Origin of the sequence: Streptomyces sp. Go-475, assembly GCF_003330845.1 — a bacterium.
Lineage (GTDB): Bacteria > Actinomycetota > Actinomycetes > Streptomycetales > Streptomycetaceae > Streptomyces.
Genome location: NZ_CP026121.1, coordinates 7,122,095 through 7,148,733, shown reverse-complemented (window position 1 = coordinate 7,148,733; position 26,639 = coordinate 7,122,095). Strand labels below are relative to the sequence as shown.

At 72.5% G+C, this 26,639-nt stretch carries 26 protein-coding genes; 20 read left to right on the top strand and 6 right to left on the bottom strand.

Annotated elements, in window-relative coordinates; all coding sequences use genetic code 11:
* Position 1: 1 nt before the first annotated feature.
* The 3 genes from uraD to C1703_RS32545 form a co-directional block, all read right to left on the bottom strand.
* Positions 2-514, bottom strand: a complete 513-nt coding sequence (gene uraD / locus C1703_RS32555; protein ID WP_114256192.1) for a 2-oxo-4-hydroxy-4-carboxy-5-ureidoimidazoline decarboxylase — start codon at positions 512-514, stop codon at positions 2-4.
* 143 nt (positions 515-657) lie between these two features.
* Positions 658-1,026 (bottom strand): helix-turn-helix domain-containing protein, encoded by a 369-nt coding sequence (locus tag C1703_RS32550; protein WP_114256191.1) that lies wholly within the window; start codon positions 1,024-1,026, stop codon positions 658-660.
* Entirely contained in the window at positions 1,023-1,274 is a 252-nt protein-coding gene (locus C1703_RS32545; protein WP_114256190.1) for a hypothetical protein, read from the bottom strand. The genes C1703_RS32550 and C1703_RS32545 overlap by 4 nt, the downstream gene beginning before the upstream one ends.
* A gap of 222 nt (positions 1,275-1,496) precedes the next feature.
* On the opposite strand from C1703_RS32545, the gene C1703_RS32540 reads away from it, so the two are divergent.
* The 18 genes from C1703_RS32540 to C1703_RS32455 all read left to right on the top strand — a co-directional run bounded on the left by C1703_RS32540 (position 1,497) and on the right by C1703_RS32455 (position 19,849).
* Positions 1,497-2,540 carry a lytic transglycosylase domain-containing protein gene (locus tag C1703_RS32540; protein WP_232840659.1) on the top strand — a complete coding sequence of 348 codons (1,044 nt, stop codon included), beginning with the start codon at positions 1,497-1,499 and terminating at the stop codon, positions 2,538-2,540.
* A 55-nt stretch (positions 2,541-2,595) separates the two neighbouring features.
* Positions 2,596-3,723, top strand: a complete 1,128-nt coding sequence (locus tag C1703_RS32535; protein ID WP_114256188.1) for a sigma-70 family RNA polymerase sigma factor — start codon at positions 2,596-2,598, stop codon at positions 3,721-3,723.
* 121 nt (positions 3,724-3,844) lie between these two features.
* Positions 3,845-4,774, top strand: a complete 930-nt coding sequence (locus C1703_RS32530; protein ID WP_114256187.1) for an ABC transporter ATP-binding protein — start codon at positions 3,845-3,847, stop codon at positions 4,772-4,774.
* Entirely contained in the window at positions 4,771-5,541 is a 771-nt protein-coding gene (locus tag C1703_RS32525; protein WP_114256186.1) for an ABC transporter permease, read from the top strand. Before C1703_RS32530 ends, C1703_RS32525 begins: the two co-directional genes overlap by 4 nt.
* 3 nt (positions 5,542-5,544) lie before the next feature.
* Positions 5,545-6,348 carry an ABC transporter permease gene (locus C1703_RS32520; RefSeq protein WP_114256185.1) on the top strand — a complete coding sequence of 268 codons (804 nt, stop codon included), beginning with the start codon at positions 5,545-5,547 and terminating at the stop codon, positions 6,346-6,348.
* A gap of 5 nt (positions 6,349-6,353) precedes the next feature.
* On the top strand, positions 6,354-7,598 hold the full coding sequence (locus C1703_RS32515; RefSeq protein ID WP_114256184.1) for an MCE family protein: 1,245 nt from the start codon (positions 6,354-6,356) through the stop codon (positions 7,596-7,598).
* Entirely contained in the window at positions 7,595-8,632 is a 1,038-nt protein-coding gene (locus C1703_RS32510; protein ID WP_114256183.1) for an MlaD family protein, read from the top strand. The genes C1703_RS32515 and C1703_RS32510 overlap by 4 nt, the downstream gene beginning before the upstream one ends.
* A 59-nt stretch (positions 8,633-8,691) precedes the next feature.
* Positions 8,692-9,723, top strand: coding sequence for an MCE family protein (locus C1703_RS32505; RefSeq protein ID WP_232840658.1), 1,032 nt, complete (start codon positions 8,692-8,694; stop codon positions 9,721-9,723).
* Positions 9,720-10,850 (top strand): MCE family protein, encoded by a 1,131-nt coding sequence (locus tag C1703_RS32500; protein WP_114256181.1) that lies wholly within the window; start codon positions 9,720-9,722, stop codon positions 10,848-10,850. Before C1703_RS32505 ends, C1703_RS32500 begins: the two co-directional genes overlap by 4 nt.
* Positions 10,851-10,918: 68 nt before the next feature.
* Positions 10,919-12,199 (top strand): MCE family protein, encoded by a 1,281-nt coding sequence (locus C1703_RS32495; RefSeq protein WP_114256180.1) that lies wholly within the window; start codon positions 10,919-10,921, stop codon positions 12,197-12,199.
* Entirely contained in the window at positions 12,196-13,470 is a 1,275-nt protein-coding gene (locus C1703_RS32490) for an MlaD family protein (RefSeq protein ID WP_114256179.1), read from the top strand. The genes C1703_RS32495 and C1703_RS32490 overlap by 4 nt, the downstream gene beginning before the upstream one ends.
* The gene (locus C1703_RS32485; RefSeq protein WP_232840657.1) at positions 13,467-14,084 is read left to right on the top strand and encodes a hypothetical protein; all 618 of its coding nucleotides are present in this window, start codon (positions 13,467-13,469) and stop codon (positions 14,082-14,084) included. The genes C1703_RS32490 and C1703_RS32485 overlap by 4 nt, the downstream gene beginning before the upstream one ends.
* A 37-nt stretch (positions 14,085-14,121) precedes the next feature.
* Positions 14,122-14,967, top strand: a complete 846-nt coding sequence (locus tag C1703_RS32480) for a hypothetical protein (protein WP_114256178.1) — start codon at positions 14,122-14,124, stop codon at positions 14,965-14,967.
* 168 nt (positions 14,968-15,135) lie between these two features.
* The gene (locus C1703_RS32475) at positions 15,136-15,957 is read left to right on the top strand and encodes a TIM barrel protein (RefSeq protein WP_114256177.1); all 822 of its coding nucleotides are present in this window, start codon (positions 15,136-15,138) and stop codon (positions 15,955-15,957) included.
* A gap of 25 nt (positions 15,958-15,982) precedes the next feature.
* Entirely contained in the window at positions 15,983-16,876 is an 894-nt protein-coding gene (locus C1703_RS32470; RefSeq protein WP_114256176.1) for a 2-hydroxy-3-oxopropionate reductase, read from the top strand.
* Between the two features lie 185 nt (positions 16,877-17,061).
* Positions 17,062-18,519, top strand: coding sequence for a catalase (locus C1703_RS32465; RefSeq protein ID WP_114256175.1), 1,458 nt, complete (start codon positions 17,062-17,064; stop codon positions 18,517-18,519).
* 310 nt (positions 18,520-18,829) lie between these two features.
* Positions 18,830-19,066 (top strand): hypothetical protein, encoded by a 237-nt coding sequence (locus tag C1703_RS32460; protein ID WP_114256174.1) that lies wholly within the window; start codon positions 18,830-18,832, stop codon positions 19,064-19,066.
* Positions 19,067-19,222: 156 nt separating this feature from the next.
* Positions 19,223-19,849 carry a TIGR04222 domain-containing membrane protein gene (locus C1703_RS32455; RefSeq protein ID WP_114256173.1) on the top strand — a complete coding sequence of 209 codons (627 nt, stop codon included), beginning with the start codon at positions 19,223-19,225 and terminating at the stop codon, positions 19,847-19,849.
* A 55-nt stretch (positions 19,850-19,904) separates the two neighbouring features.
* On the opposite strand, the gene gcl is transcribed toward C1703_RS32455, so the two are convergent.
* Complete coding sequence (gene gcl / locus C1703_RS32450; RefSeq protein WP_114256172.1) at positions 19,905-21,689, bottom strand: glyoxylate carboligase; 1,785 nt, start codon at positions 21,687-21,689, stop codon at positions 19,905-19,907.
* Between the two features lie 210 nt (positions 21,690-21,899).
* Between gcl and C1703_RS32445 the strand changes: the two genes are divergently transcribed.
* Together C1703_RS32445 and C1703_RS32440 are read left to right on the top strand one after the other, a co-directional pair.
* Positions 21,900-22,613, top strand: a complete 714-nt coding sequence (locus C1703_RS32445) for a hypothetical protein (protein WP_114256171.1) — start codon at positions 21,900-21,902, stop codon at positions 22,611-22,613.
* Between the two features lie 26 nt (positions 22,614-22,639).
* Entirely contained in the window at positions 22,640-23,209 is a 570-nt protein-coding gene (locus C1703_RS32440) for a GNAT family N-acetyltransferase (protein WP_114256170.1), read from the top strand.
* Between the two features lie 45 nt (positions 23,210-23,254).
* On the opposite strand, the gene C1703_RS32435 is transcribed toward C1703_RS32440, so the two are convergent.
* Both C1703_RS32435 and C1703_RS32430 read right to left on the bottom strand, forming a co-directional pair.
* Positions 23,255-24,838 (bottom strand): AMP-binding protein, encoded by a 1,584-nt coding sequence (locus tag C1703_RS32435; protein WP_114256169.1) that lies wholly within the window; start codon positions 24,836-24,838, stop codon positions 23,255-23,257.
* A complete protein-coding gene (locus C1703_RS32430) occupies positions 24,835-26,514 on the bottom strand; it encodes an AMP-binding protein (protein ID WP_114256168.1) in 1,680 nt (559 codons plus the stop codon). The genes C1703_RS32435 and C1703_RS32430 overlap by 4 nt, the downstream gene beginning before the upstream one ends.
* Positions 26,515-26,639 lie beyond the last annotated feature (125 nt).

Genomic DNA, 26,639 nt, shown 5'->3' with positions numbered 1-26,639 from the left:
ATCAGGCTTCCTCTTCCACGAGTCGGGCCAGGCGGATGCGGTTGATCTTGCCCAGCTCGGTGCGGACGATCTCGCGCTCCCGCTCCGGCGCGTTCCCGATCCGCTCCTTGACCGCGTCGCGCATCTGCTCGCCGGTGCGGCCGGTGGCGCAGATCAGGAAGACGTGGCCGAACTTCTCCTGGTAGGCCAGGTTCAGTTCCAGCATCTCCGCCCTCAGCTCCTCGGAGGCGCCGGCCATGCCGCGCTGCTCCCGGGCCGAGGCGGGGTCGCCGGGCTTGGGACGGCCGATCGGCGGGTGCCCGGCCATCGCCTCCGCGAGGTCCTCGGCGGTCAGCCCGGCCGTGGCGGCGTCGCTCGCGGCGTACAGGTCCTCGACGGTGGCACAGGGGCGGGCGGCGAGCAGGCGCCGGGCCCACGCCGAGGAGGCGCACACCTCGTGGAGCGCGGCGAGGGCCGCGTGCTCCTCGAGCGTGTTGAAACGGGCCAGGCCCGGCGGCGTGGAAGTGGACGTCACGGGAGCCTCCGTGGCCGCGAACGGCCGTCGTGCTGAACGGGCGTGCCGATAGCTAACGCCCTCCCCCGACAGCACGTCAACAGTTTGTTGAAAATTCCGTGTGACGAAACCCGGCGAGGCGGCGAAACCGGGCAGCGGCCCGGTCAGGCTCCCTTTTCGCGGTTGAGGTAGTTGTAGACGGTGAAGCGGCTGACGCCGAGGGCGCTCGCCACGGTCTCCACGCCGTGCCGTACGGAGAAGGCGCCGCGCGCCTCGAGTATCCGCACCACCTCCTGCTTGGCCTTGCGGTCCAGGTCGGCCAGCGGCATGCCCTTGCGACGCTCCATGGCGGCGAGGATGTGGTCCAGGGAGTCGGCGAGCTGCGGCAGCCGCACGGCGACGGCGTCGCGGCCCTCCCAGGACAGGACGACGTCGTCGGGGCCGGCCTCGTCCGGCGGGATCATCTCGCCGCCCATCGCGTCGACCAGCGGCTTGACGGCCGCGATGAACGGCTCGTCCCCCGGGCCGCTCATGCCTCGCCCTCCTCGACCACGTTGACCTGGAGCGTGATCCGGGTGGCGCCCGCTTCCAGGGTCCTGCGGAGCAGGGCGTCCACGGCGGTGAGCACCGCGTCGGCACCGCCCTCCGCGGTGTTGCCGAAGGGGCCCACGTCCACGGCGTCCAGCTCGGCGGCCTCGACGACCTCGCGGGCCACCACGGCGTGCGCGGGCGCCTCGTCCAGGTCGAAGGGCTCGGTCGTGAACTCCACTCTCAGTCGCACGCGCTCAACCTAACGCGCGGCACGGAGATTCGTGCAGCCTCTTCGACGACCCCTGCCGGCCGGCTCCGGGACGCGGCGCCGGAAGCCGGCCACCCCGCGTGCGACGGACCGGTGCCCCTGCCGCGTAGAGCAGAGGACGGATCCGCACAGGGAGGGGACGGGGAGATGGCAGGGCGTGTGTTCAGGGGTGGGCTCAAAGGGGCCAGGGGTACGGCTGCGGCGGTGGCCGCCCTCGCCGTGCTGACGGCGTCGCAGGCACCGGGGGCGGCACCGGCCCGGGCCTCGGCTCCGACGCAGCAGGCGTCCGGCGGGCGGGGGCCGAGTGTGTCGGGCGACAGTCCGTACCGTACGGACCTGCCGCCGCTGCGGGCCGCCCGGCGGGACGAGGCCCGGGCGCGGGTGTCCGGCGGTGCGCTGCCGGAGACCGTGTTCGCCGCGTACCGGCACGCCGAGGCGGAACTCGCCCGCACCACTCCCGGGTGCCGGCTGCGGTGGCAGCTGACGGCCGCCATCGGCCAGGTGGAGTCCGGGCAGGCGCGCGGCGGCCGGGTGACCGCGGACGGCACGACCGTGACACCGATCCTCGGCCCCCGGCTGGACGGCGTCCGCTTCGCCCTGATCCGGGACACCGACGGCGGCGCGTACGACGGGGACACCGCGTACGACCGGGCGGTCGGCCCGATGCAGTTCATCCCGTCGACCTGGGCCCGCTGGGGCGCGGACGGCAACGGCGACGGCCGTGCCGACCCGGACAACGTCTTCGACGCCGCGCTCGCCGCCGGCCACTACCTGTGCGCCGGCGGCCGGAACCTGTCCGACCCGGCCGACCTGGACCGGGCGATCCTGGGCTACAACCGCTCGCGGGCGTATCTGCGCACGGTCCTCGCCTGGTACGCGTACTTCCTGGCGGGGCACCGGGTGGTGCCGGACCGTCCCGGGACCTCCTCGGGGCGACCGGAGGCGTCGCACCCCGCCTCCACGCCCCGGCCCTCGACGAGGCCGTCCGCCCGGCCGGGCGCCCCCCGGACGGGGACGCCGACCGCGCCCGCCGCGCCCCGTTCGCCCGCTCCGGAGCGGTCCCGTCCGGCGGACGGGCCGACGGAGACGGCGAAGCCCGGGCTGCCCGGCACTGTCCCCGGCACCGGCACCGACCCCGGCGTGGACCTCCCCGGCGCCGGTCTGCTCCCCGATGACGCCCCGCTGACCAGCAACGGTACGGACCCGATGGCCTCCACCCCCTCCACAACCGCCGCTACCGGGCGGTAATGTCGCCACCCGCCGGGCGGCACGGGCCCGGCGGGCGAGCACGAAGGGGCCCCTCATGGCGACGGACATGCCTGCGGAGACGCATGCGAACACGCCGGCCGGGAGACAGGCGGCGCACGACCGCTGGGAGCGCATGTGGAGCCACCGGGAGCAGTTGCTCAAGGTGGCCCGGCGCAGGTCGATGAGCCAGGAGGACGCCGAGGACGCCGTGCACGAGGCGATGCTGCGCGCCGCGGAGCGCCCGGACCTGGACGACGAGCGCCTGGGCGCCTGGCTGACGACGGTCACCATGCGGCTGTGCGTCGACCGGTACCGGCAGGTCAACCGCGAGGCCGAGGTGCGCACCAGCCCCACGCTCGTCGCGCCCGGCCCGGCGCCGGTCGAGGAGGTGGTGTGCGACCGGGCGGAGGCCCGCTGGCTGGCCGTGCGCAGCGGGGAACTGCCCGCCCGGCAGGCGGAGGCGCTGCGGCTGAAGTCGGAGGACCTGGACGTCGGCCAGGTCGCCGTGCGGATGGGGCTGAGCTACCGGACCGTCGAGTCGCTGCTGGCCCGGGCCCGCCGCACGCTGCGCGCCTCGCTGGCCGGGACCCTCGGTGCCGTGCTGTTCCTGCTCGGGCGCGGGCGGCCGCACGGGAGCGGGAAGACCCAGGCGGTGGCGGTGGCCTCGACGGCGGCGACGCTGGCCGTGGCGGGGGTGCTGGTGCTGCCGTACGCGCTGGACGGAGGCGGGGACGGTCCGGCTCCGCGGCCGGCCGTGGCCTCCCCGGGCGCGGCGACGGTGGTGCGGCCCGACGGCACCGACCGGGTGTCCGTGCCGCGGCCCGCCGTGTCCCCGGCCGTCCTGTCCCGGCCGGAGCCGCAGGCGTCTCCCGCCGACGGCTCCCTGCTGCCGCTGTCGGTGCCGGACCTGCCGGACCTGCCGGAAGTCTCCCCGCTGCCGCTGTCCGTGCCGGACCTGCCGGAGGTCTCCCCGCTGCCGGGGCTGCCGGCTCCCGAGGTGCCGGACGTGCCCGAGCTGCCGGCCCTCCCCGACGTGCCGGTGGAACCCGCCGTCCCGACGGTCCCGTCCGTCCCCGCGGGGACGTCCGTCCAGTCGGTGCCGTCGGTTCCGCCGCTCCCCTCGGACACTCCCGCCCTGTCGGGTTCTCCCTCTGCCGTCCCCACCCCGAGCGCGCTCCCGTAGGGGCGTCCGCCGAGCCGCCCGGAAACCCGTCCGAAAAAAACCGGCCCGCGCCGCGACGGACGCCCCGCCCCTCCCCGTAGAGCAGATGTCGGAGCTGCTCCACGGCTGAAGGGTGGACCGGATGGGTGTCGAGATCTGTGTGGAAGGGCTGACCAAGTCCTTCGGTCACCAGGTCATCTGGCAGGACGTCTCGCTGACGCTGCCCGCCGGGGAGGTCTCGGTCCTGCTCGGCCCCTCCGGCACGGGCAAGTCGGTGTTCCTCAAGACGCTCGTCGGGTTGCTGAAGCCGGAGCGGGGCTCGATCACGATCCAGGGCCGTGACCTCACCCGGCTCCGCGAGCACGAGCTGTACGAGGTGCGGAAGCTGTTCGGCGTGCTGTTCCAGGACGGCGCGCTGTTCGGCTCGATGAACCTGTACGACAACATCGCCTTCCCGCTGCGCGAGCACACCCGCAAGCCCGAGAGCGAGATCCGGCGCATCGTGCTGGAGAAGATGGACATGGTCGGGCTGATCGGCGCCGAGCAGAAGCTGCCCGGCGAGATCTCCGGCGGCATGCGCAAGCGGGCCGGGCTCGCCCGGGCGCTCGTCCTCGACCCGGAGATCATCCTCTTCGACGAGCCCGACTCGGGCCTCGACCCGGTGCGCGTGGCCTACCTGAACCAGCTCATCGTCGACCTGAACGCGCAGATCGACGCGACCTTCCTGATCGTCACGCACGACATCGCCTCGGCCCGGCAGGTCCCGGACAACATCGGGCTGCTGTTCCGCCGCGAGCTGGTGATGTTCGGGCCCCGCGAACAGTTGCTCGCCAGTGACGAGCCGGTCGTACGCCAGTTCCTGAACGGCCGGATGCAGGGGCCGATCGGCATGGCGGAGGAGAAGGACGCGGCGCAGGTCGAGCAGGAGCTGGCCCAGCTCACCGAGGCGCCGGTGGTGCGGGAGCCGACGCCCCGCCTGCTGCCGGGCCCGGGCATCACCCGCCCGCCCCGTTGGCAGGCGATCGCGAGACGCGAGGCGGAATCGCACCGCAGAGAGGGGGCGGACGCGTGAGCCTGTCACCGACCGGGGCGCTGCGGCAGTCGGGCCACCTGTTCGCGATGGCGCTGGACGTCGTGCGGACCGTGCCCCGGCGCCCCTTCCAGGTACGGGAGTTCATCCAGCAGGCGTGGTTCATCGCGAGTGTCACGATCCTGCCCACGGCCCTCGTCTCGATTCCCTTCGGCGCGGTCATCGCGCTGCAGATCGGCAGCCTGACCCGGCAGCTCGGCGCCCAGTCCTTCGCCGGTGCCGCCTCGGTGCTCGCGGTGCTGCGGGAGGCCTCGCCGATCGTCACCGCGCTGCTGATCGCGGGCGCGGGCGGCACGGCGATCTGCGCGGACCTCGGGGCGCGCAGGATCCGCGACGAGATCGACGCCATGCAGGTCCTCGGCATCGACCCGATCCACCGGCTCGTCGTGCCCCGGGTGCTGGCCTCGATGCTGGTGGCCGTGCTGCTCAACGGCCTGGTGTCGGTGGTCGGCGTCGCGGGTGGCTACTTCTTCAACGTCATTCTGCAGAACGGCACCCCAGGCGCCTATCTCGCCTCCTTCACCACCCTCGCGCAGCTCTCCGACCTGTGGGCGGCGGAGATCAAGGCGCTGGTGTTCGGCGCGATCGCGGCGATCGTCGCCTCGTACAAGGGCCTCACGGCGAAGGGCGGGCCCAAGGGCGTGGGCGACGCCGTCAACCAGTCGGTGGTGATCACGTTCATGTTGCTGTTCGTGACGAACTTCGTGATGACCGCCGTGTACTTCCAAGTCGTTCCGCAGAGGGGCTGAGGCATGGCGCTGTTGCACCGGCTGGAGGAGCTGGGCACCCAACTGTCCTTCTACGGGCGTTCGCTGGCCTGGACCGGCCGCACCCTGCGCCGCTACAAGAAGGAGATCCTGCGGCTGCTCGCCGAGGTCAGCTTCGGGCGGGGCGCGCTCGCCGTGGTCGGCGGCACGGTCGGGGTGATCGCCTTCCTGTCGTTCTTCACCGGCACCGAGGTCGGCCTCCAGGGCTACGCGGCCCTCAACCAGCTCGGCACCTCCAACTTCGTGGCGTTCCTGTCGGCGTACTTCAACACCCGGGAGATCGCCCCGCTGGTGGCCGGGCTCGCGCTGTCCGCGACGGTCGGGGCCGGGTTCACCGCGCAGCTCGGCGCGATGCGGATCAGCGAGGAGACCGACGCGCTGGAGGTGATGGGCGTGCCCTCGCTGCCGTTCCTCGTCACCACCCGCATGATCGCCGGGTTCGTCGCCGTCATCCCGCTGTACGTGGTCGGGCTGCTGTCGTCGTACCTGGCCGCCCGGACCATCACCACCGTCTACTACGGGCAGTCGACGGGCACGTACGACCACTACTTCCACCAGTACCTGCCGCCGGTCGACGTGCTCTGGTCCTTCGGCAAGGTGATCGTCTTCGCCGTGCTGATCATCCTCGTGCACTGCTACTACGGCTACTACGCGAGCGGCGGGCCGGCCGGCGTCGGTGTCGCGGTGGGCCGGGCGGTACGGACGTCGATCGTCGCGATCAACGTCCTGGACTTCTTCCTGAGCCTCGCGATCTGGGGCGCGAGCACGACCGTACGGATCGCGGGGTGAGGCCGATGAGAACCGTCCGACTGCGCCTGTACGGCCTCACGTTCCTCGCCGTGCTCGCGCTGCTGCTGTCGCTCGCGGTGGCCGTCTACCGGCAGGCGTTCACGCCGGTCGTGCGCGTCACGCTGGAGGCCGACACGCTGGGCAACCAGCTGGAGCCGCGCGCCGACGTCAAGCTGCGCGGGCTGCTGGTCGGCGAGGTGCGCGAGGTGCGTGCCGACGGTGCGAAGGCGACGCTCGGCCTCGCGCTCAAGCCGGAGTACGTCCCGTACATCCCGGCGGACGTGCACGCCCGGCTGCTGCCCAAGACGCTGTTCGGCGAGAAGTACGTCGACCTCGTGGCGCCCGCGCGTTCCCCGGCCCGGCCGATCCGCGCCGGGGACGTCATCACCCAGGACCGCACGAAGGCGGGGATGGAGGTGCAGCGGCTGCTGAACGACCTGCTGCCGCTGTTGCGCACGGTCGAGCCCGGGGAACTCAACGCCACGCTCTCGGCGTTCGCCACCGCGCTGGAGGGCCGGGGCGACCGCATCGGCGACAACCTGACCCGCGTCGAGGGCTATCTGCGCCGGCTCAACCCGCATCTGCCCTCTCTGAAGGAGGACATCGCGCGCTTCGCCGACGTCGCCGAGGTGTACGGCGACGCGGCTCCCGACCTGATGAGGATCCTGCGCAACACGGTCACCACCAGCCGGACACTCGTGGAGAAGCAGGACCGGCTGGCCGCAGGGCTGCGGACGACCGCGACGGTCGCGGGCACCGCGGAGGACTTCCTCGACGACAACGGCGGCCGGCTGATCACCCTCGGCCGGGTCTCCCGGCCCACGCTGGAGCTGTTCGCCCGCTACTCGCCCGAGTACCCGTGCCTGCTGGACGGCCTGGTGCGGCAGGAGCGGGTGTCGGAGGAGGCGTTCCGGGGCGGCGCGATGCGGATCACCCTGGAGGTCGTCCGGCCGCAGGGGGCGTACCGGCCCGGCGAGGAGCCGCGCTACGCCGACCGGTCGGGCCCGGACTGCCGGGGCCTGCCGCACCCGCCGGTGCCGGCACCGAAGCCCAAGCTCGACGACGGTACGTCGGCGGGGAGTCCGAGCGGCGGTGCGCCGCCCGGCGAGGTGTCCGCCACCTCGGCCGAGCAGCGGGCCGTCGGCTCCCTCGTGGCGCCCGTCCTGGGCGTACCGGCCGACGAGGTGCCGCCCGTGGCGACCCTGCTGTTCGGACCACTGGCCCGTGGAACGGCGGTGAGCGTCGCATGAGCACGTCGACGGCACGCCGGACGGCCGGCCCGCTGATCAAGTTCAGCCTCTTCACGCTGGTGACAGTCACGGCGACGGCCCTGCTCGCCGCCACCATCGTCAACCTCTCCTTCACCCCGGAGCACACCTACCGGGCGGTGTTCAGCGACGTCACCGGACTGGAGGAGGGCGACGACATCCGGGTCGCCGGAGTGCGGGTCGGTGAGGTGGAGGACATCCGGATCAAGGACCGGACGCTGGCCGAGGTCAGTTTCACCGTGCGCGAGGACCGTCCGCTGCTCACCGGCACCCGCGCGGTCGTCCGCTACCGCAACCTGGTCGGGCAGCGGTACATCGCCCTGACCGAGGGCACGGGCGACGGCACCCGGCTGCGGCCCGGCGGCACCATCCCGCTGTCCCGGACGCAGCCGGCGCTGGACCTCGACGCGCTGCTGAACGGCTTCAAGCCGCTGTTCGCCGCGCTCAGCCCGCAGGACGTCAACCAGCTCGCCACCGAGATCATCAGGACCCTCCAGGGCGAGGGCGGCACGGTCGACAGCCTGCTCGCGCACACGGCGTCGCTCACGACGACCCTGGCGGACCGCGACCAGCTGATCGGCTCGGTGATCGACAACCTCAACACCGTGCTGGCCACGCTCGACAAGCGCGGCGCCCGCTTCTCCGGGCTGCTCAAGCAGCTGCGGCGGGTGATCTCGGGGCTGTCCGCCGACCGCAAGCCCATCGGGGAGTCGCTGGTGGGCATCGGCGACCTCACCGAGGCCACCTCGGGGCTGCTCCGGGACGCCCGTCCGCCGCTGAAGGACGACATCGCCGGGCTGACCGATCTCACCGGAACGCTGAACAGGAACGAGAAGACCGTGGAGGGCGTGCTGAAGCGGCTGCCGAACAAGCTGAACGAGCTGACGGGGACGGCGTCCTACGGCTCGTGGTTCAACTTCTACCTCTGCGACTTCGACGGCCGGATCGTCCTGCCGAAGACCAAGCAGGTGCTCACTCCCGAGCTGCACGTGGCGAGGGCGAGGTGCGGCGGATGACCCGGCGTGTCCTTTGGCGGCGGGCCCGCCGCCCCGAGCCCTTGATGAAAGTGCGGATCATGCCGCCGAAACTGCCGGGGCTGCCGCGCCTGCGGCTGCGCCGGCCGCGCGCGAAGGCGTTCCGCGACCGCAACCCCGTGGTGATCGGCGCCGCCGGCCTCACCGCCCTGGCCCTGCTGACGTTCGCCGCGTTCAACGCCGACAGCCTGCCGCTGATCGGCGGCGGCGCCAGGTACAGCGCCGCCTTCTCGGAGGCGGGCGGGCTCAAGCCGGGCGACGAGGTGCGGATCGCCGGGGTCAAGGTCGGCAAGGTCGAGGAGGTCGGCCTGGACGGCGACCACGTCAAGGTCACCTTCAAGGTCAAGGGCGACCCGGGCCTCGGCACCGGCACCGGCGCCTCCATCCGGGTCAAGACCATCCTCGGCGCCAAGTACCTCGCCCTGCACCCCAAGGGGCCGGGCCAGTTGGAGCCGGGAAGCGAGATCCCGCTGCGGCGGACCGTCTCGGCGTACGACGTCGTGCAGGCGTTCAGCGACCTGACCACCACGACCGAGGAGGTCGACACGGAGCGGCTCGCGAAGGCGCTGGACACCGTCTCCACCACCTTCGAGGACTCGCCCGCCGAGGTACGGGCCTCCATCAGGGGGCTGTCGCGGATCTCCCGGACGGTGGCCTCGCGCGACAAGGAGCTGCGCGAACTCCTCGACCACGCGAACGGGGTCACCGGCGTGCTGGCCGACCGCTCGAAGGACTTCTCCGCGCTGGTCGAGGACGGCGACAAGCTGTTCAAGGAGATCGCCAAGCGGCGCGCCGCGATCCACAAGCTGCTCAAGAGCTCCGCCGCGCTCGGCATCCAGCTCTCCGGCCTGGTCGAGGACAACCGGAAGGAGATCGGGCCCGCCCTGAAGGGCCTGAACACGTTCGTCGCGATGCTCGAACGCAACCAGAAGAGCCTGGACCGCAGCGTGCGGCTGCTCGCCCCGTACGTGCGGGTCTTCAGCAACACCCTCGGCAACGGCCGCTGGTTCGACTCCTACGTCCAGAACCTGGTGGCCGCTCCGGTGGTGCCGCGCACGGGAGGCACCCGATGACCGGACGTCTCAAGGCCGTCGCGCTGCTCACCGCGCTCGCGGTCACCGCCGCGCTCGCCGTCGCGCTGTGGCCGCAGTCCGACCCGGTCCGGGTCACGGCGTACTTCCCGCGCACCGTCGGCATCTACCCCGGCTCGGACGTGCGCGTACTCGGCGTCCGCATCGGCGAGGTCCGGAGCATCACGCCCGAGGGCGGCCGGGTGCGCGTCGAGCTGGAGTACGACAAGGAGCGCAGGGTGCCCGCCGACGCGCAGGCCGCGATCATCAACTCCTCGGTGGTCAGCGACCGTTACGTGCAGCTGCTGCCGGTGTACCGCGAGGGCCCGGTGCTGCGGGACGGCGCCGTCATCCCCGAGTCGCGCACCGCCGTCCCGGTCGAGCTGGACCGGATCTTCGACAGCCTGCACACCACCTCCGAGGCGCTCGGCCCGAAGGGCGCGAACAAGGACGGCTCCCTGGCGCGGCTGCTGGGCGTGAGCGCGGACAACCTCGAAGGGCAGGGCAGGCACCTGAACCGGACGGTGGAGGACCTCTCCCGGGCGGTCACCACGCTGTCCGACGGCCGCGGCGACCTGTTCGGCACCGTGCGCAACCTCCAGGTCTTCACGGCCGCGCTGGCCGCCGACGACCAGGACGTGCGGTCGTTCAACAAGAGTCTCGCCGAGGTGGCCGGGCAGCTGGCCGGGGAGCGCGAGGACCTCGCGGCGGCGCTGAAGTACCTGGCCAAGGCGCTCGGTGACGTGGCCGACTTCGTGCGGAAGAACAAGAAGACGCTGGCCGCGGACGTCAAGGGCCTGAGCAAGGTCACCAAGGTGCTCGTCACCCAACGGGCCGCTCTGGAGGAGCTGTTGGAGGTGGCGCCCACCGGGCTGTCCAACCTGCAGAACGCCTACAACCCGGCCGCCGGCACCCTCGACACCCGCAACAACGCGCAGCACCCGCAGGACCCGGCCGCGCTGGTGTGCTCCCTGCTGAGGACCACCGGCGACGAGGGCGGCGAGAACCCCGACTGCGCCGAGCTGCGGAAGCTCTTCGACTCCCTGCCCGAGGTGCCGAAGTCCCCGGCGGTGCCGAGTACCGGGACGGTCGACCGGAGCCTCGGCGGAATCCTGGAGGGCCGCGCATGAGCACGCCGCGGATGAGTACGTCGCGCATAGGCAGGTCGCCCATAGGCGGGTCGCGGAGCGCTCCGCGCATGGTCCGGCCGGTCGTGTGGACGGCGGCCGGTGCGCTGCTGCTGACCGGCTGCGGGTTCAACGGCTGGTACGACGTGCCGCTGCCCGGCGGCGCCGCCGCGGACGGCCGTGCCTACCACGTCACGGTCGAGTTCCGGGACGTCCTGGACCTGGTGCCGCGGTCCGCGGTCAAGGTCGACGAGGTCACGGTGGGCGCCGTCGAGAAGGTCGAGCTGGACGGCTGGCACGCCCGGGTCCGGCTGCGGGTCGCCGACCATGTGAAGCTGCCCGGCAACGCGGTCGCCGAGCTGCGGCAGACCAGCATGCTCGGCGAGAAGTACGTGGCGCTGTCCGCCCCGCCGGGCGCCGCCCCCGTGGGCCGGCTCGGCGACGGCGACCTGATCCCGCTGTCCCGCAGCGGCCGCAACGCGGAGGTCGAGGAAGTGCTGTCCGCCCTCTCCGCCCTCCTCAACGGCGGCGGGGTCGCCCAGCTCAAGACGATCACCGTGGAGCTCAACAAGGCCCTGGAGGGCCGTGAGAACCGGGTCAGGTCGCTGCTCAAGGAGCTGAACACGTTCATCGGCGGCCTGGACGACCAGCGCGCGGACATCGTCCGGGCGCTCAAGGGCATCGACCGGCTGGCCAAGCGCCTCGCCAAGGAGAAGAGGACCATCGCCACGGCCGTCGACACCATGCCGCCCGCGCTGAAGGTCCTCGCCGACCAGCGGCGCGACCTGACGAAGATGCTCACCGCCCTGTCCCAGCTCGGCAAGACGGGCACGAAGGTGGTCAACGCCTCGCGGGACGACACGGTCGCGAACCTGAAGCGGCTCCGCCCGATCCTGCAACAGCTGAACAAGGCGGGCGACGACCTGCCCAACTCCCTCGAACTGCTGACGACCTACCCGTTCCCGCGCAACGCGGTGGACGCCGTCAAGGGCGACTACGTGAACCTCAGGGTGACCGCCGACCTGGACCTGGCGGGCATCTACGGCAACCTCACCGAGAAGCCTGGCGGCAAGGGCGGCTCCGGTAGGCCTCAGGCGCCGGACCTGCCCGAGGTGCCGAGCCCGCCCGAGCTCCCGGACGTGCCGCCGCTCCCGGCACCGAGCGTGCCGGGCACGCCGGACCTGCCGGACACGCCCGTCGAGCCCCCGGCCCCCACGTCCCCCTCGGACGGCGGTCCGCTGTGCCCGCCGGTGTGCACCGCGGCCTACGGCCCTCCGGCCGGCTCCCACCGCCTTCCGCCGGGGATCGACCTCGATCTGGCGGAGCTGCTGCTGAAGGGGATACAGCCGTGATCACGCGTACGGTCAAGGTCCAGCTGCTCGCCTTCGCCGCCGTCACCGCCGTCGGCGTGTCGTACGTCGGCGCCGAGTACACCGGCCTGGTGGACGGCCTGCTCGACCGGGGCTACACCGTGCGGGCCGACTTCGCCGACTCCGGCGGCATCTTCTCCGGCGCCGAGGTCACCTACCGGGGCGTGCCGGTGGGCCGCGTGGGCGAGCTGCGGCTGTCCGGCTCCGGTGTGTCGGTGGCCCTGGACATCGAGGACGGCGCGCCGCGCATCCCCTCGGACACGCTGGCGGTGGTGGCGAACCGCTCGGCGGTGGGCGAGCAGTACGTCGACCTGCAACCGCGCCGCACGGACGGCCCGTACCTGCTGGACGGCAGTACGATCCCGCGCGACCGCACCCGTGTCCCGCTGCCCGTCACGGACATGGTCGTCAGCCTGGACCGGCTGGTGAACTCCGTCGGCAAGGACGATCTGCGGGTCACCGTCGACGAGCTGGGCGAGGCCTTCGCGGGGACGGGGCCGCGGCTGAGCCGGCTGGTGGACTCGGGCAACGCGCTCGTCGAGTCGGCGTCCGACTCCCTCCCGGAGACGATCTCGCTCATCGAGGACTCGCGCAGGGTCCTCAGGACGCAGGCCGACCAGGGCTCGTCCATCAAGTCGTTCTCCCGTGATCTGGCCGCGCTCACCGCGCAGTTGAAGTCGAGCGACGGGGACCTGCGCCGGCTGATCGGCAACACGCCGCCCGCCGGAACGGAGGTCAACTCGCTGCTGAAGTCGCTCCGGCCGGACCTGCCGGTGCTGCTGGCCAACCTCATCAGCGGCGGCCAGGTCACGCTGGCCCGGCTGCCCGGCGTGGAGCAGGCCCTGGTCACCTTCCCGGTGGTGGTCGCGGGCAGCCACACCGTCGTTCCCGGCGACGGGACCACCCACTTCGGTCTGGTCCTGGGCGCCGACGACCCACCGGCCTGTACCCAGGGGTACGACACGCGGCGGCGCGACCCCGCCGACACCAGCACGCGCCCGGCGAACACCGACGCCCGCTGCACCGCCCCGCGCGGCAGCGACACCTCGGTGCGCGGCGCCCAGAACGCCCCCGGCGCCTCCGGCCGTTCCGGCGGCGCCGACCGGGCGGCGTACGTCGCCCCGTACGACCCGGAGACCGGCACCGCCACCGGCCCGGACGGAACGCCCGTCGAGATCGGCTCGACGGGCGGCGAACAGACCGTGTTCGGAAAGGACTCGTGGCAATGGCTGCTCGTCGGACCGATGGCATGAGCGGGGGCCCGCGCCCGCTGACCGGCGGCCCGCTCACGCGGGCCGTGCGACCGCTGCGGCGGCTGATCGCCGGGCGGGCGGACACCCGCCGCCCCACGGCTGGGCAGGCCGGGGATCGCGCCGCGCCGGCGGCCGGCCGCCGGCGGGCGCTGTCGGCGGGGCTCGCCGCGGCGACGGTCGTGACCACGGCGTCGGCCCTCTGGCTGGGCTTCCAGGTGCACGAGCAGCGCGCGGCCGAGCAGCGCCGCCAGGACATCCTGGCGGCGGCCCGGCAGTCGGCGCTGAACTTCACCTCGCTCGACTACCGGCACTACGACCGCGACAGCGGCAACGTGCTGAGGGGCGCCACCGGCGACTTCAGGAAGCAGTTCGCCGCGCAGACCCGGGAGCTGACCGAACTCGTCGCGCAGAACAGGTCGGTGTCCGAGGGCCAGGTCCTCGAGGCGGGCCTGGTGCGGTCCGACGCGCGGACGGCACGGATCCTGGTGGTCGCCGACAGCAAGGTGACCAACACCGCCGTGCCCAAGGGGGAGGCACGCACGTACCGGCTGCAGCTCGACCTCGTCCTGGAGGGCGGCCGCTGGCTGACCTCCGACGTCGAGTTCGTCGGCTGACCACCCGTCCCGCATCGAGGCACCGAGGAGACAGACCGTGGCGAATCCGACCACCCGAGGCCGCGGCGCCGGCTCCCCCGCCCGCCGCACCCTGACCGCGGCCGCCCGCGCGGCGGCCAAGCGCACACAGCGCGGCGAGCCGACGGAACGTACCGAGCGCGTGGTGCCGGAGCGGCAGCCGTCCGGGCGCACCCTGCTCGTCGAGGCGCCGGGCGACGGCTGGGACGACCCACCCGAGCCGTCGCCCGAGTTCGCCGAGGCCGTGGCGGCGGCCGCACCGGCCGAGCCCGCCGAACCGGCCGGGCCCGCCGAGCCCGCCCAACCGACCGAGCCCGCCGACGCGGCCGACGCGGGCGACACGGCCGTGCGAACGCCGCGCCCGTGGCGGAGGCCGCTCCCCCTCGCCCTCGCCCTCCTGCTCCTGGCCGGTCTCGTCGCGGGCGCCGTGCTCGGGCGGCAGTACCTGGACGGACGGCAGGCCGGGCAGGCCCGGCAGCAGGCCCTCGCGGCGGCCCGGACGGCGGCACCGGTCGTCCTGTCGTACGACTACCGGCGTCTGGAGCGCGACTTCGCCCGGGCGCGGACCCATCTGACCGGGACGTTCGCCGAGGAGTACCGCAGGACGACCAAGGCGGTGGTCGGGCCGACGGCGCGGAAGTACCACGGGGTGGTGAAGGCGACGGTCGCGGAACCGGCGGGCGGCGGCGACCCGGCGGCCTCCGTCGTGTCGGCCTCGGCGGACCGGGCCGTCGTCCTGCTCTTCGTCAACCAGGTCACCCGGAGCACCCAGGTCACGGGGTCCCGGGTGGACCTGAACCGGGTGCGCATGACACTGACCCGCACCTCCGAGGGCTGGAAGGTGAGCGCCGTCGACGCCCTGTGACCTCTCCTGCCGCTGCGCCCCCGCGCCCCCGCGCGGGGGCGCTTTTTCGCGTGTGCTCTTGACAGTCCTTCCCAGCCACAGGCAATCTTCCATTACGCAGAAACATGATTCCGCAATGTGGAATTACGTCGGACTTGCCGAGCCACCAGGAAGGGAGCGCCACCCCCGATGGGATTCGCAGACCAGCGCTTCAACGTCAACCTGTCGATCCTCTTCACGGAACTCCCGCTCCTGGAGCGCCCGGCGGCCGCCGCCGCGGCCGGCTTCACCGCGGTCGAGCTGTGGTGGCCCTGGGTCGACTCGCCCACGCCCGACCGGTCCGAGCTCGACTCCCTGAAGCAGGCGATCGAGGACGCGGGCGTACAGCTCACCGGCCTGAACTTCTACGCCGGGCAGCTCCCCGGCCCGGACCGCGGCGCCCTGTCGGTCCCCGGCGAGGAGTCGGAGCGGTTCCGCGCCAACATCGACGTGGCCGCCGACTTCGCGGCCTCCCTGGGCTGCACGGCGCTCAACGCCCTGTACGGCAACCGCCTCGAGGGCGTGGACCCGGCCGAGCAGGACGCCCTCGCGCTGGAGAACCTGGTCCTGGCGGCGCGGGCGGCCGACCGGATCGGCGCGGTCCTGCTGATCGAGGCGCTGAACAAGCCCGAGTCACCGCTGTACCCGCTGGTGTCGGCCCCGGCGGCCGTGGGCGTCGTCGACAAGGTCAACGAGGCGACGGGGCTGGGCAACGCCCGCTTCCTCATGGACCTCTACCACCTGTCCATGAACGGCGAGGACCTCCCGGCGGTGATCGAGCGGTACGCCGCGCAGACCGGCCACGTCCAGATCGCCGACAACCCGGGCCGCGGCGCGCCGGGCACGGGCTCGCTGCCCCTCGAAGACCTCCTCGACCAGCTGGCGAAGGCGGGTTACGACGGCTGGGTCGGCCTCGAGTACAAGCCGGGCGACCGCCCGAGCGCCGAGGCCTTCGACTGGCTGCCCCGCTGACCCCCGTACCGAAAGGCACCCCATCATGAGCAACTCCCTCCCCAAGATCGCCTGGATCGGCCTCGGCATCATGGGCTCCCCCATGTCCGAGAACCTGATCAAGGCGGGTTACGACGTCACCGGCTTCACGCTGGAGCAGGAGAAGCTGGACCGGCTGGCCGCCGCCGGCGGCACGGTGGCCGGCTCGATCGCCGAGGCCGTGCGGGACGCCGACGTCGTCATCACGATGGTCCCGGCCTCGCCGCAGGTCGAGGCCATCGCGTACGGCCCCGACGGCATCCTGGAGAACGCGCGGCCGGGCGCGCTGCTGATCGACATGTCCTCGATCACCCCGCAGACCTCGGTCGACCTGGCGAAGGCCGCCAAGGACAAGGGCATCCGCGTGCTGGACGCCCCGGTGTCCGGCGGTGAGGCCGGCGCCATCGAGGCCGTGCTGTCCATCATGGTCGGCGGCGAGCAGGCCGACTTCGACCAGGCCGAGCCGATCTTCGAGGCGCTCGGCAAGACGATCGTGCTGTGCGGACCGCACGGCTCCGGCCAGACCGTGAAGGCCGCCAACCAGCTGATCGTCGCCGTGAACATCCAGGCGTGCGCCGAGGCCGTGGTCTTCCTGGAGAAGTCCGGCGTGGACCTGAAGGCGGCCCTGGACGTCCTCAACGGCGGACTCGCGGGCTCCACCGTGCTGACGCGGAAGAAGGACAACTTCCTGAACCGCGACTTCAAGCCGGGCTTCCGCATCGACCTGCACCACAAGGACATGGGCATCGTCACGGACGCCGCCCGCACCGTCGGGGCGGCCCTGCCCGTCGGCGCCGTGGTCGCCCAGCTGGTCGCCTCCCTGCGCGCGCAGGGCGACGGCGGCCTCGACCACTCGGCGCTGCTGCGGGCCGTGGAGCGGCTGTCCGGCGCCCAGGTCTGAGGCCCGCGCCCCGAAACCCCGGGCGGTGCCGCCGCTGACACCTGTCCTGTCGCGCCCAGAGCGGCGGCACCGCCCGGCCCAGCCATGCCCACCGCTTCAACAAACTGTTGACGCCCGATCGCCCCGACCCTAGGCTCCACAAAGCGGAAACACTTTTCCGCTGCCCTCTCGTACGGAAGGTCACGATGTCGCAGCGCGTGCTCACCACCGAGTCCGGCGCCCCCGTCGCCGACAACCAGAACTCCGCCACCGCCGGCGTCGGCGGCCCGCTCCTGCTCCAGGACCAGCATCTGCTGGAGAAGCTCGCGCGCTTCAACCGCGAGCGCATCCCGGAGCGCGTGGTGCACGCCCGCGGCTCGGGCGGGTACGGCCACTTCGAAGTCACCGACGACGTCACGGACTTCACGCACGCCGACTTCCTGACCACGGTCGGCCGGCGCACCGAGGTGTTCGTCCGCTTCTCCACCGTGGCCGACTCGCTGGGCGGCGCGGACGCGGTCCGCGACCCGCGTGGTTTCGCGGTGAAGTTCTACACCGAGGAGGGCAATTACGACCTCGTCGGCAACAACACGCCGGTGTTCTTCATCAAGGACCCCATCAAGTTCCCGGACTTCATCCACTCGCAGAAGCGGGACCCGTTCACGGGCCGTCAGGAGCCGGACAACGTCTGGGACTTCTGGGCGCACTCCCCCGAGGCCACGCACCAGGTGACCTGGCTGATGGGCGACCGCGGCATCCCGGCCTCGTACCGGCACATGAACGGCTACGGCTCGCACACCTACCAGTGGACGAACAGCGCGGGCGAGGCCTTCTTCGTCAAGTACCACTTCAAGACCAACCAGGGCATCCGCTGCCTGAGCAGCGAGCAGGCCGCGGAGCTCGCCGGCAAGGACCCGAACTCCCACCAGACGGACCTGCTCCAGGCCATCGAGCGGGGCGTGCACCCGTCCTGGACCCTGTACGTGCAGCTCATGCCGGCGTCCGAGGCGGCCGGCTACCGCTTCAACCCGTTCGACCTGACCAAGGTCTGGCCGCACGCCGACCATCCGCTGCGGCGCGTGGGCCGGCTGGTCCTCGACCGCAACCCGGACAACGTCTTCGCCGAGGTCGAGCAGGCCGCGTTCTCCCCGAACAACTTCGTGCCGGGCATCGGCCCCTCGCCCGACAAGATGCTCCAGGGCCGGCTGTTCGCCTACGCGGACGCCCACCGCTACCGCCTGGGCGTCAACCACACGCAGTTGGCCGTCAACGCGCCCCGGGCCACGACCGCCGAGAACTACGGCCGGGACGGCCTCATGGCGTCCAACCCGCAGGGCCGGTACGCGAAGAACTACGAGCCGAACTCCTACGACGGCCCGGTCGAGACCGGCCGGCCGCTGTCGGCCCCGCTCGCGGTGCACGGCCACACGGGCACCCACGCGGCCCCTGCCCACACCAAGGACGACGACTTCTTCCAGGCGGGCGAGCTGTACCGGCTGATGTCCGCCGAGGAGAAGTCCCGCCTGGTCGCGAACATCGCCGGCGGCCTCTCCCAGGTCTCCCGCGACGACGTGATCGAGAAGAACCTCGCGCACTTCCACGCCGCCGACCCCGACTACGGGCGGCGCGTGGAGGAGGCGGTCCGCGCCCTGCGCGAGGACTGAACTCCCTGACCGCGTCCGACCGCCCGGGACCGACCCGGATGAGGGGTGGTCGCCCCGGGCACGGACGCGGGCAGGGCTGCGCGGACCGCGGCGGTTGCGAGCCAGTGCGGTGGTGAAGGAGGCCGGACCGGCTTCTCGACCTGAGGGAAGCCCGCTTTGGCCTCCGTCGCACCCGCCGCGGTCCCAGGACCCACCCCTCCCCCCAGACCCCGTCCGGCGGCGCGAATGTCCTGTCGCGCCCAGCCTCGCGCCGCCGGACGGCCAGCCCGCTCAGGGTGCGGAACGGTTCCGTCCGCAGCAGCCTGAAGACATGGCACATCCAACCGAGCACCCGCACGTCGTGGTCCACGCCCCCGCCCTGGACGGCTCGCGCCGGGTCACCCTGGGCGAGGAGCCGCTCGGCATCGCCACCCACGTCGACGACGTGGCGGAGATCCTGCGGCTGGCCGACCTCTACGTCACGGACGTCGAGGAGAGCGACCTCGTCGAGTGGCAGGGCGGCGGCCCGGACGACTGGCCCGGGCTGTCGGAGCACCACGCGACCTGAGCGCGTACGGCACCGGTCGTACGCCCCGTACGGCACCCTCAAATGAACCTCTGAACCCGGCCCCGGGGGCTTCAACCGCCCCCGGGGCCGGGCACATTCTCGACACACGGGGCCCGCCGGCACGGGGGCGGCGGGCCCCGGTACGGGGGTGAAGCCATGGGCGACGGTACGGCGGTCCGGCTGGAGCCGCACGAGATCGCACTGCTGAGGGACGGCCCGCGGGCCGCCGTCACCGTCGCCGTGGTGGACCTGTATCTGCGGGGCCTGGTGGAGGCCGACCTGCCGGGGACGATGCGCAGGGGTGTCGCGGACGCCGTGGCCGGGGAGCGGCCGCCGTCTCCCCTGGCGCAGGCGGTGCACACGGCCCTGCGCGAGCCGTCCGGCCTGCGGACCCTGGTGAAGGACCCGGACATCCGGCTCGCGGTGGCCCTGATGCGCATCCCCCTCGCGGAGGCGGGCCTGCTGCGCTACCCGCTGCTCGGCCCCACGCGCGCTGCCCGCCGCCACGTGCGGGAGCTGCGGCAGCGCCATCCGCTGCCCGCGAGCCGACGCGGCCTGAGCGACCACGACCGGCTGCTCGCCGTCGCCCTGCACGGCGAGGCGGCGCTGCGGCTGCTGGTGCCGCGGTTCGCCCTGCGGGCGGGCCTGGTCCGCCGGGCCGAGGTGGGCGGCAAGGGCCTCCTCAAGCACGCGCGCGGTCCGTACGGAGGCGGAGGCGGAAGTGCGGGCCACGCCTACTGCGGCGGAGGCGGCGGCGGATGCGGAGGAGGCGGCGGGAACTGAACGCGTGAGGGGCGGCCCGTCCCGGGAGACGGACCGCCCCTCAGCCGCGTACGCGTCAGACCTTCAGCGTCCTGATCGAGGTCGGCGCGTGGCCGGGCTCGGTGGCGAGTTCCTCGAACTCCACGACGTTGCCGATGTCGTTGGTCGTCGACATGGCGATGTTGGTGACGCGCTCCAGGATCGCCTCGACGACGACCGGGACCCGGTGCTCCGCGGCGAGCTTCTTGGCCTGCTCGAACGCGGCGCCCAGTTCGGCCGGGTCGGTCACCCGGATCGCCTTGCAGCCGAGGCCCTCGGCGACCTTGACGTGGTCGACGCCGTAGACGCCGAGCTCGGGCGTGTTGATGTTCTCGAACTCCAGCTTGACCTGGAAGTCGATGTCGAAGGCCCGCTGCGCCTGGCGGATCAGCCCCAGGTAGGCGTTGTTCACGAGGACGTGGACGTACGGGATCCGGTGCTGCGCGCCGACGGCCAGTTCCTCGATCATGAACTGGAAGTCGTAGTCGCCGGAGAGCGCGACGACGGACGCCTCCGGGTCGGCCTTGGCGACGCCGAGCGCGGCCGGGACGGTCCAGCCGAGCGGGCCGGCCTGGCCGCAGTTGATCCAGTGCCGGGGCCGGTAGACGTGCAGCATCTGGGCGCCGGCGATCTGCGAGAGGCCGATGGTGGAGACGTACCGGGTCTCCGGGCCGAAGGCCTTGTTCATCTCCTCGTAGACGCGCTGCGGCTTGATCGGGATGTCGTCGAAGTGCGTACGGCGCTGGAGGGTGGCCTTCTTCTCCTGCGCGGCGGCGGCCCAGGCGGAGCGGTCGGGCAGCCGGCCGGCCGCCTTCAGCTCGCGCGCCACCTCGACGAACAGCTCCAGGGCGGCCTTGGCGTCGGAGGCGATGCCGTAGTCGGGGGCGAAGATCCGGCCGATCTGGGTGGGCTCGATGTCGACGTGGACGAACGTGCGCCCGGCCGTGTAGACGTCGAGTTTGCCGGTGTGGCGGTTGGCCCAGCGGTTGCCGATGCCGAGGACGAAGTCGGACTCCAGGAAGGTCGCGTTGCCGTAGCGGTGCGAGGTCTGCAGGCCGACCATGCCGGCGTTCAGCTCGTGGTCGTCGGGGAGGACGCCCCAGCCCATGAGGGTGGGGACGACGGGCGCGCCGGTCAACTCGGCGAATTCGACGAGCAGTTCGCTGGCGTCGGCGTTGATGACGCCGCCGCCGGCCACGATCAGCGGCCGCTCGGCGGCGTTCAGCATCCCGATCGCCTTCTCGATCTGGGCGCGGGTGGCGGCGGGCTTGTAGACCGGGAGCGGCTCGTACGTCTCCGGGTCGAACTCGATCTCCGTGAGCTGCACGTCGATCGGCAGGTCGATCAGGACCGGGCCGGGGCGGCCGGAGCGCATCAGGTGGAACGCCTGCTGGAAGACGCCCGGGACCTGCGCGGCCTCCAGCACGGTCACGGCCATCTTGGTGACCGGCTTGGCGATGGCGGCGATGTCGACGGCCTGGAAGTCCTCCTTGTGGATCACGGCGGTCGGGGCCTGGCCCGTGATGCACAGGATCGGGATGGAGTCGCCGGTCGCGGAGTACAGGCCCGTGATCATGTCGGTGCCGGCCGGGCCGGAGGTGCCGATGCAGACGCCGATGTTGCCCGGGTGGGTGCGGGTGTAGCCCTCGGCCATGTGCGAGGCGCCCTCGACGTGCCGGGCGAGGGTGTGGGTGATGCCGCCGGAGGCTTTGAGCGCCGCGTAGAAGGGGTTGATCGCCGCGCCCGGGACACCGAACGCGTCGGTGACGCCCTCGCGCTTGAGGATCTCAACTGCCGCGCGGGCAGCGGTCATTCGAGCCATCGAGTACTCCTGCTTCGGCTGTCGGATTCGCACTCCCGTCGCGCCCCGCGGTGAGCTTCTTCCGTATGGTGGAAAGTATTTTCTACGATCTGGAATGAATGTAGGTGGGGTGGGGGAAGGCCGTCAAGAGACGGCAACCGGCGGACAGGCGGGGGCCGGAAGGAGCACGATGGACACGCTGTCCGTTCGCGAAGCGGTGCTGGAGTGGCCATGGCCGAGATCGTCCCGGTGCGCTGCCCGGCCTGCCGCCGGGAGCACCGCTACACGGCGCCGGCGTACCCGTGCGTGTGCGGCGCGCCCGTCGCCCCGCCGCTGGACCGGCAGGGGGCGGCGGTGCCGGTCTCGCACCGGGTCTGGCAGGAGGACTGGGTGACGGTGCGGTGCGAGTCCTGCGGCCGGTGCGGGGAGTGGCCGCGACCGGAGGTGGGGTGCCCGTGCGGGGTGGTGCTGCGGGTGCCGCTGACGAACGCCGACCCCTCGGCGGCCCCCACCGCTGCCCTTTCTCCCCCTGCTCCCCCTGCTGCCGGCAGGCCGCCCTTCCGGTCCGTAGCGATCCGTACCGCGCTCGACGCCGTCACCGCGGCCGCGCTGTACCTGCGCTGGCTGGGCTACCGGAACGTCCGCCGGGCCGACCAGCGGCCCCCGTCCGGCATCGGCCTCGCCGCCCGCGGCGTCGTCGCGCAGGTCGACCCGGCCGTGCGTCCGGCGACGCTGCGGGACGTGGAGTGCCTGTGGCTGACGGCCATGACGGAGTCCGCGGACTGCCTCTACTTCTCCCTCACCGGGTACGCGGACGACGCCCGGGCCCGCGCCGACGCCCTGGGGATCCCGCTGTTCGTCCTCGACCTCACCGGGACACCGCGCCCGGTGAACGGCCCGGCCGAGACACTGCACGCCGGAGGCACGGAGAACCGGGCCCGTTGAACGCCACCACGGCCCATACTCAGCCCATGCCCCCGCGCATCCGCCCGGCGGCCCCCGCCGAACTCCCCGCCCTCCAGGACATCGAGCGCGCCGCCGGCGCCCCCTTCCGCGACCTCGGCATGCCGGAGATCGCCGACGACGAACCGCCGGGGCTCGACGTACTGGAGCGCTACCGCGGGGCCGGCCGCTGCTGGGTCGCGGTGGACGAGCGGGACCGCCCTGTCGCGTACCTCGTCGCCGAACCCGTGGACGGCGCCCTGCACATCGAGCAGGTCTCGGTCCACCCGCGCGCCGCACGCCGCGGCGTCGGCCGGGACCTGCTGGCCCACGCCGCCGGCCACGCCCGCGAGGAGGGCCTGACCGCGCTGACGCTGACCACCTTCGCGGAGGTCCCGTGGAACGCCCCCTACTACGCCCGCCTCGGCTTCCGCACCCTGGACGAGCACGAGCTCACGCCCGGCCTGCGCGCGATCCGCGCGGGTGAGGCCGCACACGGCCTGGACCGCTGGCCCCGGGTGTGCATGCGCGCCACCGTCCGAACCGACCGCCGCCGGGGCCTTACGGCCTGTCGTCCGGGTCAGGGCGCAGGGAAGTGACGGTGCAGTCCAGCGCCGTGAGACCAACCTCTCCGCACAGCACGCCTAGCCGCCGAACCGCTCCCGCAGCTCCACCTTGCGCACCTTGCCGGACACCGTCATCGGGAAGGAGTCGAGGATCTGCAGCCTGCTCGGGATCTTGTAGTGCGCCAGCCGCCCCTCGCAGAAGGCCCGCAGTTCCTCCAGGGTCGGCGGGGCGGCCGGGTCGCGGGCGATGACGCAGGCCAGGACCTCCTCGCCGTAGTGGTCGTGCGGGACGCCCACGACCTGGACGTCCTGGATCTTGGGGTGGGCGTAGAGGAACTCCTCGATCTCGCGGGGGTAGATGTTCTCCCCGCCCCGGATGATCATGTCCTTGATGCGGCCGACGATCTCGACGTATCCGTCCTCGCGCATCACGGCGAGGTCGCCGGTGTGCATCCAGCGGCCCGCGTCGATCGCCTCGGCGGTCTTCTCCGGCTCGTTCCAGTAGCCGAGCATCACGCTGTACCCGCGGGTGCACAACTCGCCCGCCACGTCGCGGGGTCGTGTCACGCCCGTCGCCGGGTCGACGATCTTGACCTCGATGTGCGGCAGGACCCGGCCGACCGTGCCCGTGCGGTGCTCCAGGTCGTCGTCCCTGCGGGTCTGGAGGGAGACCGGGGACGTCTCGGTCATGCCGTAGCAGATGGAGACCTCCGCCATGTGCATCTCGGCGACGACCCGCTTCATCACCTCCACCGGGCAGGGCGAACCCGCCATGATGCCCGTGCGCAGGGAGGAGAGGTCGTAGGAGGCGAAGTCCGGCAGGTTCAGTTCCGCGATGAACATGGTGGGGACGCCGTAGAGCGAGGTGCAGCGCTCCTGCTGGACCGCGTCCAGGGTCGCCTTCGGGTCGAAGGACGGAGCCGGGATGACCACGCAGGCGCCGTGGGAGGTGGCGGCGAGGTTGCCCATGACCATGCCGAAGCAGTGGTAGAAGGGCACCGGGACGCAGACCCGGTCCCGCTCGGTGTAGGCGATCGACTCGCCCACGAAGTAGCCGTTGTTGAGGATGTTGTGGTGCGAGAGGGTCGCGCCCTTGGGGAAGCCCGTCGTGCCCGACGTGTACTGGATGTTGATGGGCTCGTCGCAGGAGAGGGCCTCGTAGACCGGGTCCGGGGTCGCCCGTCCGAGCAGTGCGTCCCAGCTCGGGTCGCCGAAGTAGACGACCTCGCGCAGCTCGGGGCAGCGGCCCCGCACCTGCTCGACCATCGACCGGTAGTCGCTCGTCTTGTGGCTCAGGGACGCGAACAGCAGGGACACGCCGGCCTGCTTGAGGACGTACTCGACCTCGTGGGTGCGGTACGCCGGGTTGATGTTCACCATGATCGCGCCGAGGCGGGCGGTGGCGTACTGGACGAGCACCCACTCGGGGCAGTTGACCGCCCAGATGCCCACCCGGTCGCCCTTGGCGACACCGGAGGCCAGCAGGGCGGAGGCGAGTTCGTCCACCGCCGCGCCGAACTGCGCGTAGGTCCAGCGCCGCCCGGACGGTACGTCCACCAGCGCCTCGCGGTCCGGCCAGGTGGCCACGGCCCGGTCCAGGTTGGCCCCGATGGTGTCGCCGAGCAGCGCCGTGCCGCCGGTTCCGTGGCTGTAGGAGTTCACCGGAAGTCCTCCTCGCGGTACTCGGCGTCCGAGCCGGCCGCCGTGGCCTCGCGCAGTTCGATCCGGCGGATCTTGCCGGAGACGGTCTTGGGCAGCTCGCCGAACTCGAGCCGGCGGATGCGCTTGTAGGGGGCCAGGGTCTCCCGGGAGTGCTCGAACAGCACCTTGGCCGTGTCGGGGCCGGGCTCCCAGCCGTCCGCGAGGACGACGTACGCCTTCGGCACGGCGAGCCGCAGGTCGTCCGGGGCCGGGACGACCGCCGCCTCGGCCACCGCCTCGTGCTCCAGCAGCGCGCTCTCCAGCTCGAAGGGACTGATCTTGTAGTCGGAGGCCTTGAAGACGTCATCGCTGCGCCCGGTATAGGTGAGATATCCCTCTTCGTCCCTGGAAGCGATGTCCCCCGTCCGGTAGTAGCCGCCCGCCATCGCCTCCGCCGTCCGGTCCGCGTCGCCGTGGTAGCCGGTCATCAGGCCGACCGGGCGCTCCGACAGGTCGAGGGCGATCTCGCCCTCCGCGGCACCCGGCGCGCCCGAGACGGGGTCGAGGAGTTCGACGCGGTAGCCGGGGCTCGGGCGGCCCATCGAGCCGGTCTTGAGGAGCTGGCCGGGGCTGTTGGCGACCTGCACGGCCGTCTCGGTCTGGCCGAAGCCGTCCCGGATGGTGACGCCCCAGGACCGGCGGACCTGCTCGATGACCTCCGGGTTGAGCGGCTCGCCGGCGGCGACGACCTCGCGGGGCGGTGTGCGCAGCTGGGTGAGGTCGGCCTGGATGAGCATCCGCCAGACCGTCGGCGGCGCGCAGAAGGTGGTGACGCCCGCCCGGTCCATCTCGGCCATGAGACGAGCGGCGTCGAAACGCGTGTAGTTGTGCAGGAAGACGGTCGCCTCGGCGTTCCACGGGGCGAAGAGGTTGGACCAGGCGTGCTTGGCCCAGCCCGGAGAGGAGATGTTCAGGTGCACGTCGCCCGGCTTGAGGCCGATCCAGTACATCGTCGACAGGTGGCCGATCGGGTACGAGGTGTGGGTGTGCTCGACGAGCTTCGGCCGGGCGGTGGTGCCCGAGGTGAAGTAGAGCATCAGCGGGTCGTCGGCCCGGGTCGGGCCGTCGGGAGTGAAGTCGGCGGAGGCTCCGTAGGCGTCGTCCAGCGGCAGCCAGCCGTCGGGCACGGCGTCGGCGGCGCAGGCGGCGATACGCGTGTAGTCGCCGGGGACCTCGGCGAACTTGCCCGTGTCCTCGGGGCGCGCGACGACGTGCCGGACCCGGCCGCGCTGCACGCGGTCGCGCAGGTCGGCGGGGCCGAGCAGCGGGGTGGCCGGGATGACCACCGCGCGCAGCTTCATCGCCGCGAGCGCGACGATCCACAGTTCCGCCTGGTTGCCGAGCATGACGAGGATGCGGTCCTCGGCGCGCACGCCCCGGGCGCGCAGCCAGGAGGCGAACTGGGCCGACCGCACCGACAGCTCCCCGAAGGACAGCTGTGTCTCGCGGCCGTCCTCCTCGACGATGTGCAGGGCCGTGCGGGCGTTGCCGTCGGCGATCTCGTCGAACCAGTCGAGCGCCCAGTTGAAGTACTCGGGACGGGGCCAGCGGAACCCCGCGTAGGCCGTTGGGTAGTCCTCGCGGTGTTCCAGCAGGAAATCCCGCGCGCTGCGGAACAGCTCCGTCGCCGATGTCATCTGTCCTCCTGGGTGCCGGACCATTGCCGGGCGGCTCTGAGCCATCGTGTAATCCGTGATGCAGGTCTCACTACCCCCGAACGGGGGGTGCGCCCGCGTGGCAGCCGTAGTGAAGGGGCGAACAG

Excerpts from the sequence above, each read along its gene's own strand:
- C1703_RS32550 (WP_114256191.1), bottom strand. The coding sequence starts at position 1,026 with ATGAGCGGCCCGGGGGACGAGCCGTTCATCGCGGCCGTCAAGCCGCTG.
- C1703_RS32535 (WP_114256188.1), top strand. The coding sequence starts at position 2,596 with ATGGCGACGGACATGCCTGCGGAGACGCATGCGAACACGCCGGCCGGG.
- C1703_RS32530 (WP_114256187.1), top strand. The coding sequence starts at position 3,845 with ATGGGTGTCGAGATCTGTGTGGAAGGGCTGACCAAGTCCTTCGGTCAC.
- C1703_RS32520 (WP_114256185.1), top strand. The coding sequence starts at position 5,545 with ATGGCGCTGTTGCACCGGCTGGAGGAGCTGGGCACCCAACTGTCCTTC.
- C1703_RS32515 (WP_114256184.1), top strand. The coding sequence starts at position 6,354 with ATGAGAACCGTCCGACTGCGCCTGTACGGCCTCACGTTCCTCGCCGTG.
- C1703_RS32510 (WP_114256183.1), top strand. The coding sequence starts at position 7,595 with ATGAGCACGTCGACGGCACGCCGGACGGCCGGCCCGCTGATCAAGTTC.
- C1703_RS32505 (WP_232840658.1), top strand. The coding sequence starts at position 8,692 with ATGCCGCCGAAACTGCCGGGGCTGCCGCGCCTGCGGCTGCGCCGGCCG.
- C1703_RS32500 (WP_114256181.1), top strand. The coding sequence starts at position 9,720 with ATGACCGGACGTCTCAAGGCCGTCGCGCTGCTCACCGCGCTCGCGGTC.
- C1703_RS32495 (WP_114256180.1), top strand. The coding sequence starts at position 10,919 with ATGGTCCGGCCGGTCGTGTGGACGGCGGCCGGTGCGCTGCTGCTGACC.
- C1703_RS32485 (WP_232840657.1), top strand. The coding sequence starts at position 13,467 with ATGAGCGGGGGCCCGCGCCCGCTGACCGGCGGCCCGCTCACGCGGGCC.
- C1703_RS32475 (WP_114256177.1), top strand. The coding sequence starts at position 15,136 with ATGGGATTCGCAGACCAGCGCTTCAACGTCAACCTGTCGATCCTCTTC.
- C1703_RS32470 (WP_114256176.1), top strand. The coding sequence starts at position 15,983 with ATGAGCAACTCCCTCCCCAAGATCGCCTGGATCGGCCTCGGCATCATG.
- C1703_RS32465 (WP_114256175.1), top strand. The coding sequence starts at position 17,062 with ATGTCGCAGCGCGTGCTCACCACCGAGTCCGGCGCCCCCGTCGCCGAC.
- C1703_RS32460 (WP_114256174.1), top strand. The coding sequence starts at position 18,830 with ATGGCACATCCAACCGAGCACCCGCACGTCGTGGTCCACGCCCCCGCC.
- C1703_RS32455 (WP_114256173.1), top strand. The coding sequence starts at position 19,223 with ATGGGCGACGGTACGGCGGTCCGGCTGGAGCCGCACGAGATCGCACTG.
- gcl (WP_114256172.1), bottom strand. The coding sequence starts at position 21,689 with ATGGCTCGAATGACCGCTGCCCGCGCGGCAGTTGAGATCCTCAAGCGC.
- C1703_RS32445 (WP_114256171.1), top strand. The coding sequence starts at position 21,900 with ATGGCCGAGATCGTCCCGGTGCGCTGCCCGGCCTGCCGCCGGGAGCAC.
- C1703_RS32440 (WP_114256170.1), top strand. The coding sequence starts at position 22,640 with ATGCCCCCGCGCATCCGCCCGGCGGCCCCCGCCGAACTCCCCGCCCTC.
- C1703_RS32430 (WP_114256168.1), bottom strand. The coding sequence starts at position 26,514 with ATGACATCGGCGACGGAGCTGTTCCGCAGCGCGCGGGATTTCCTGCTG.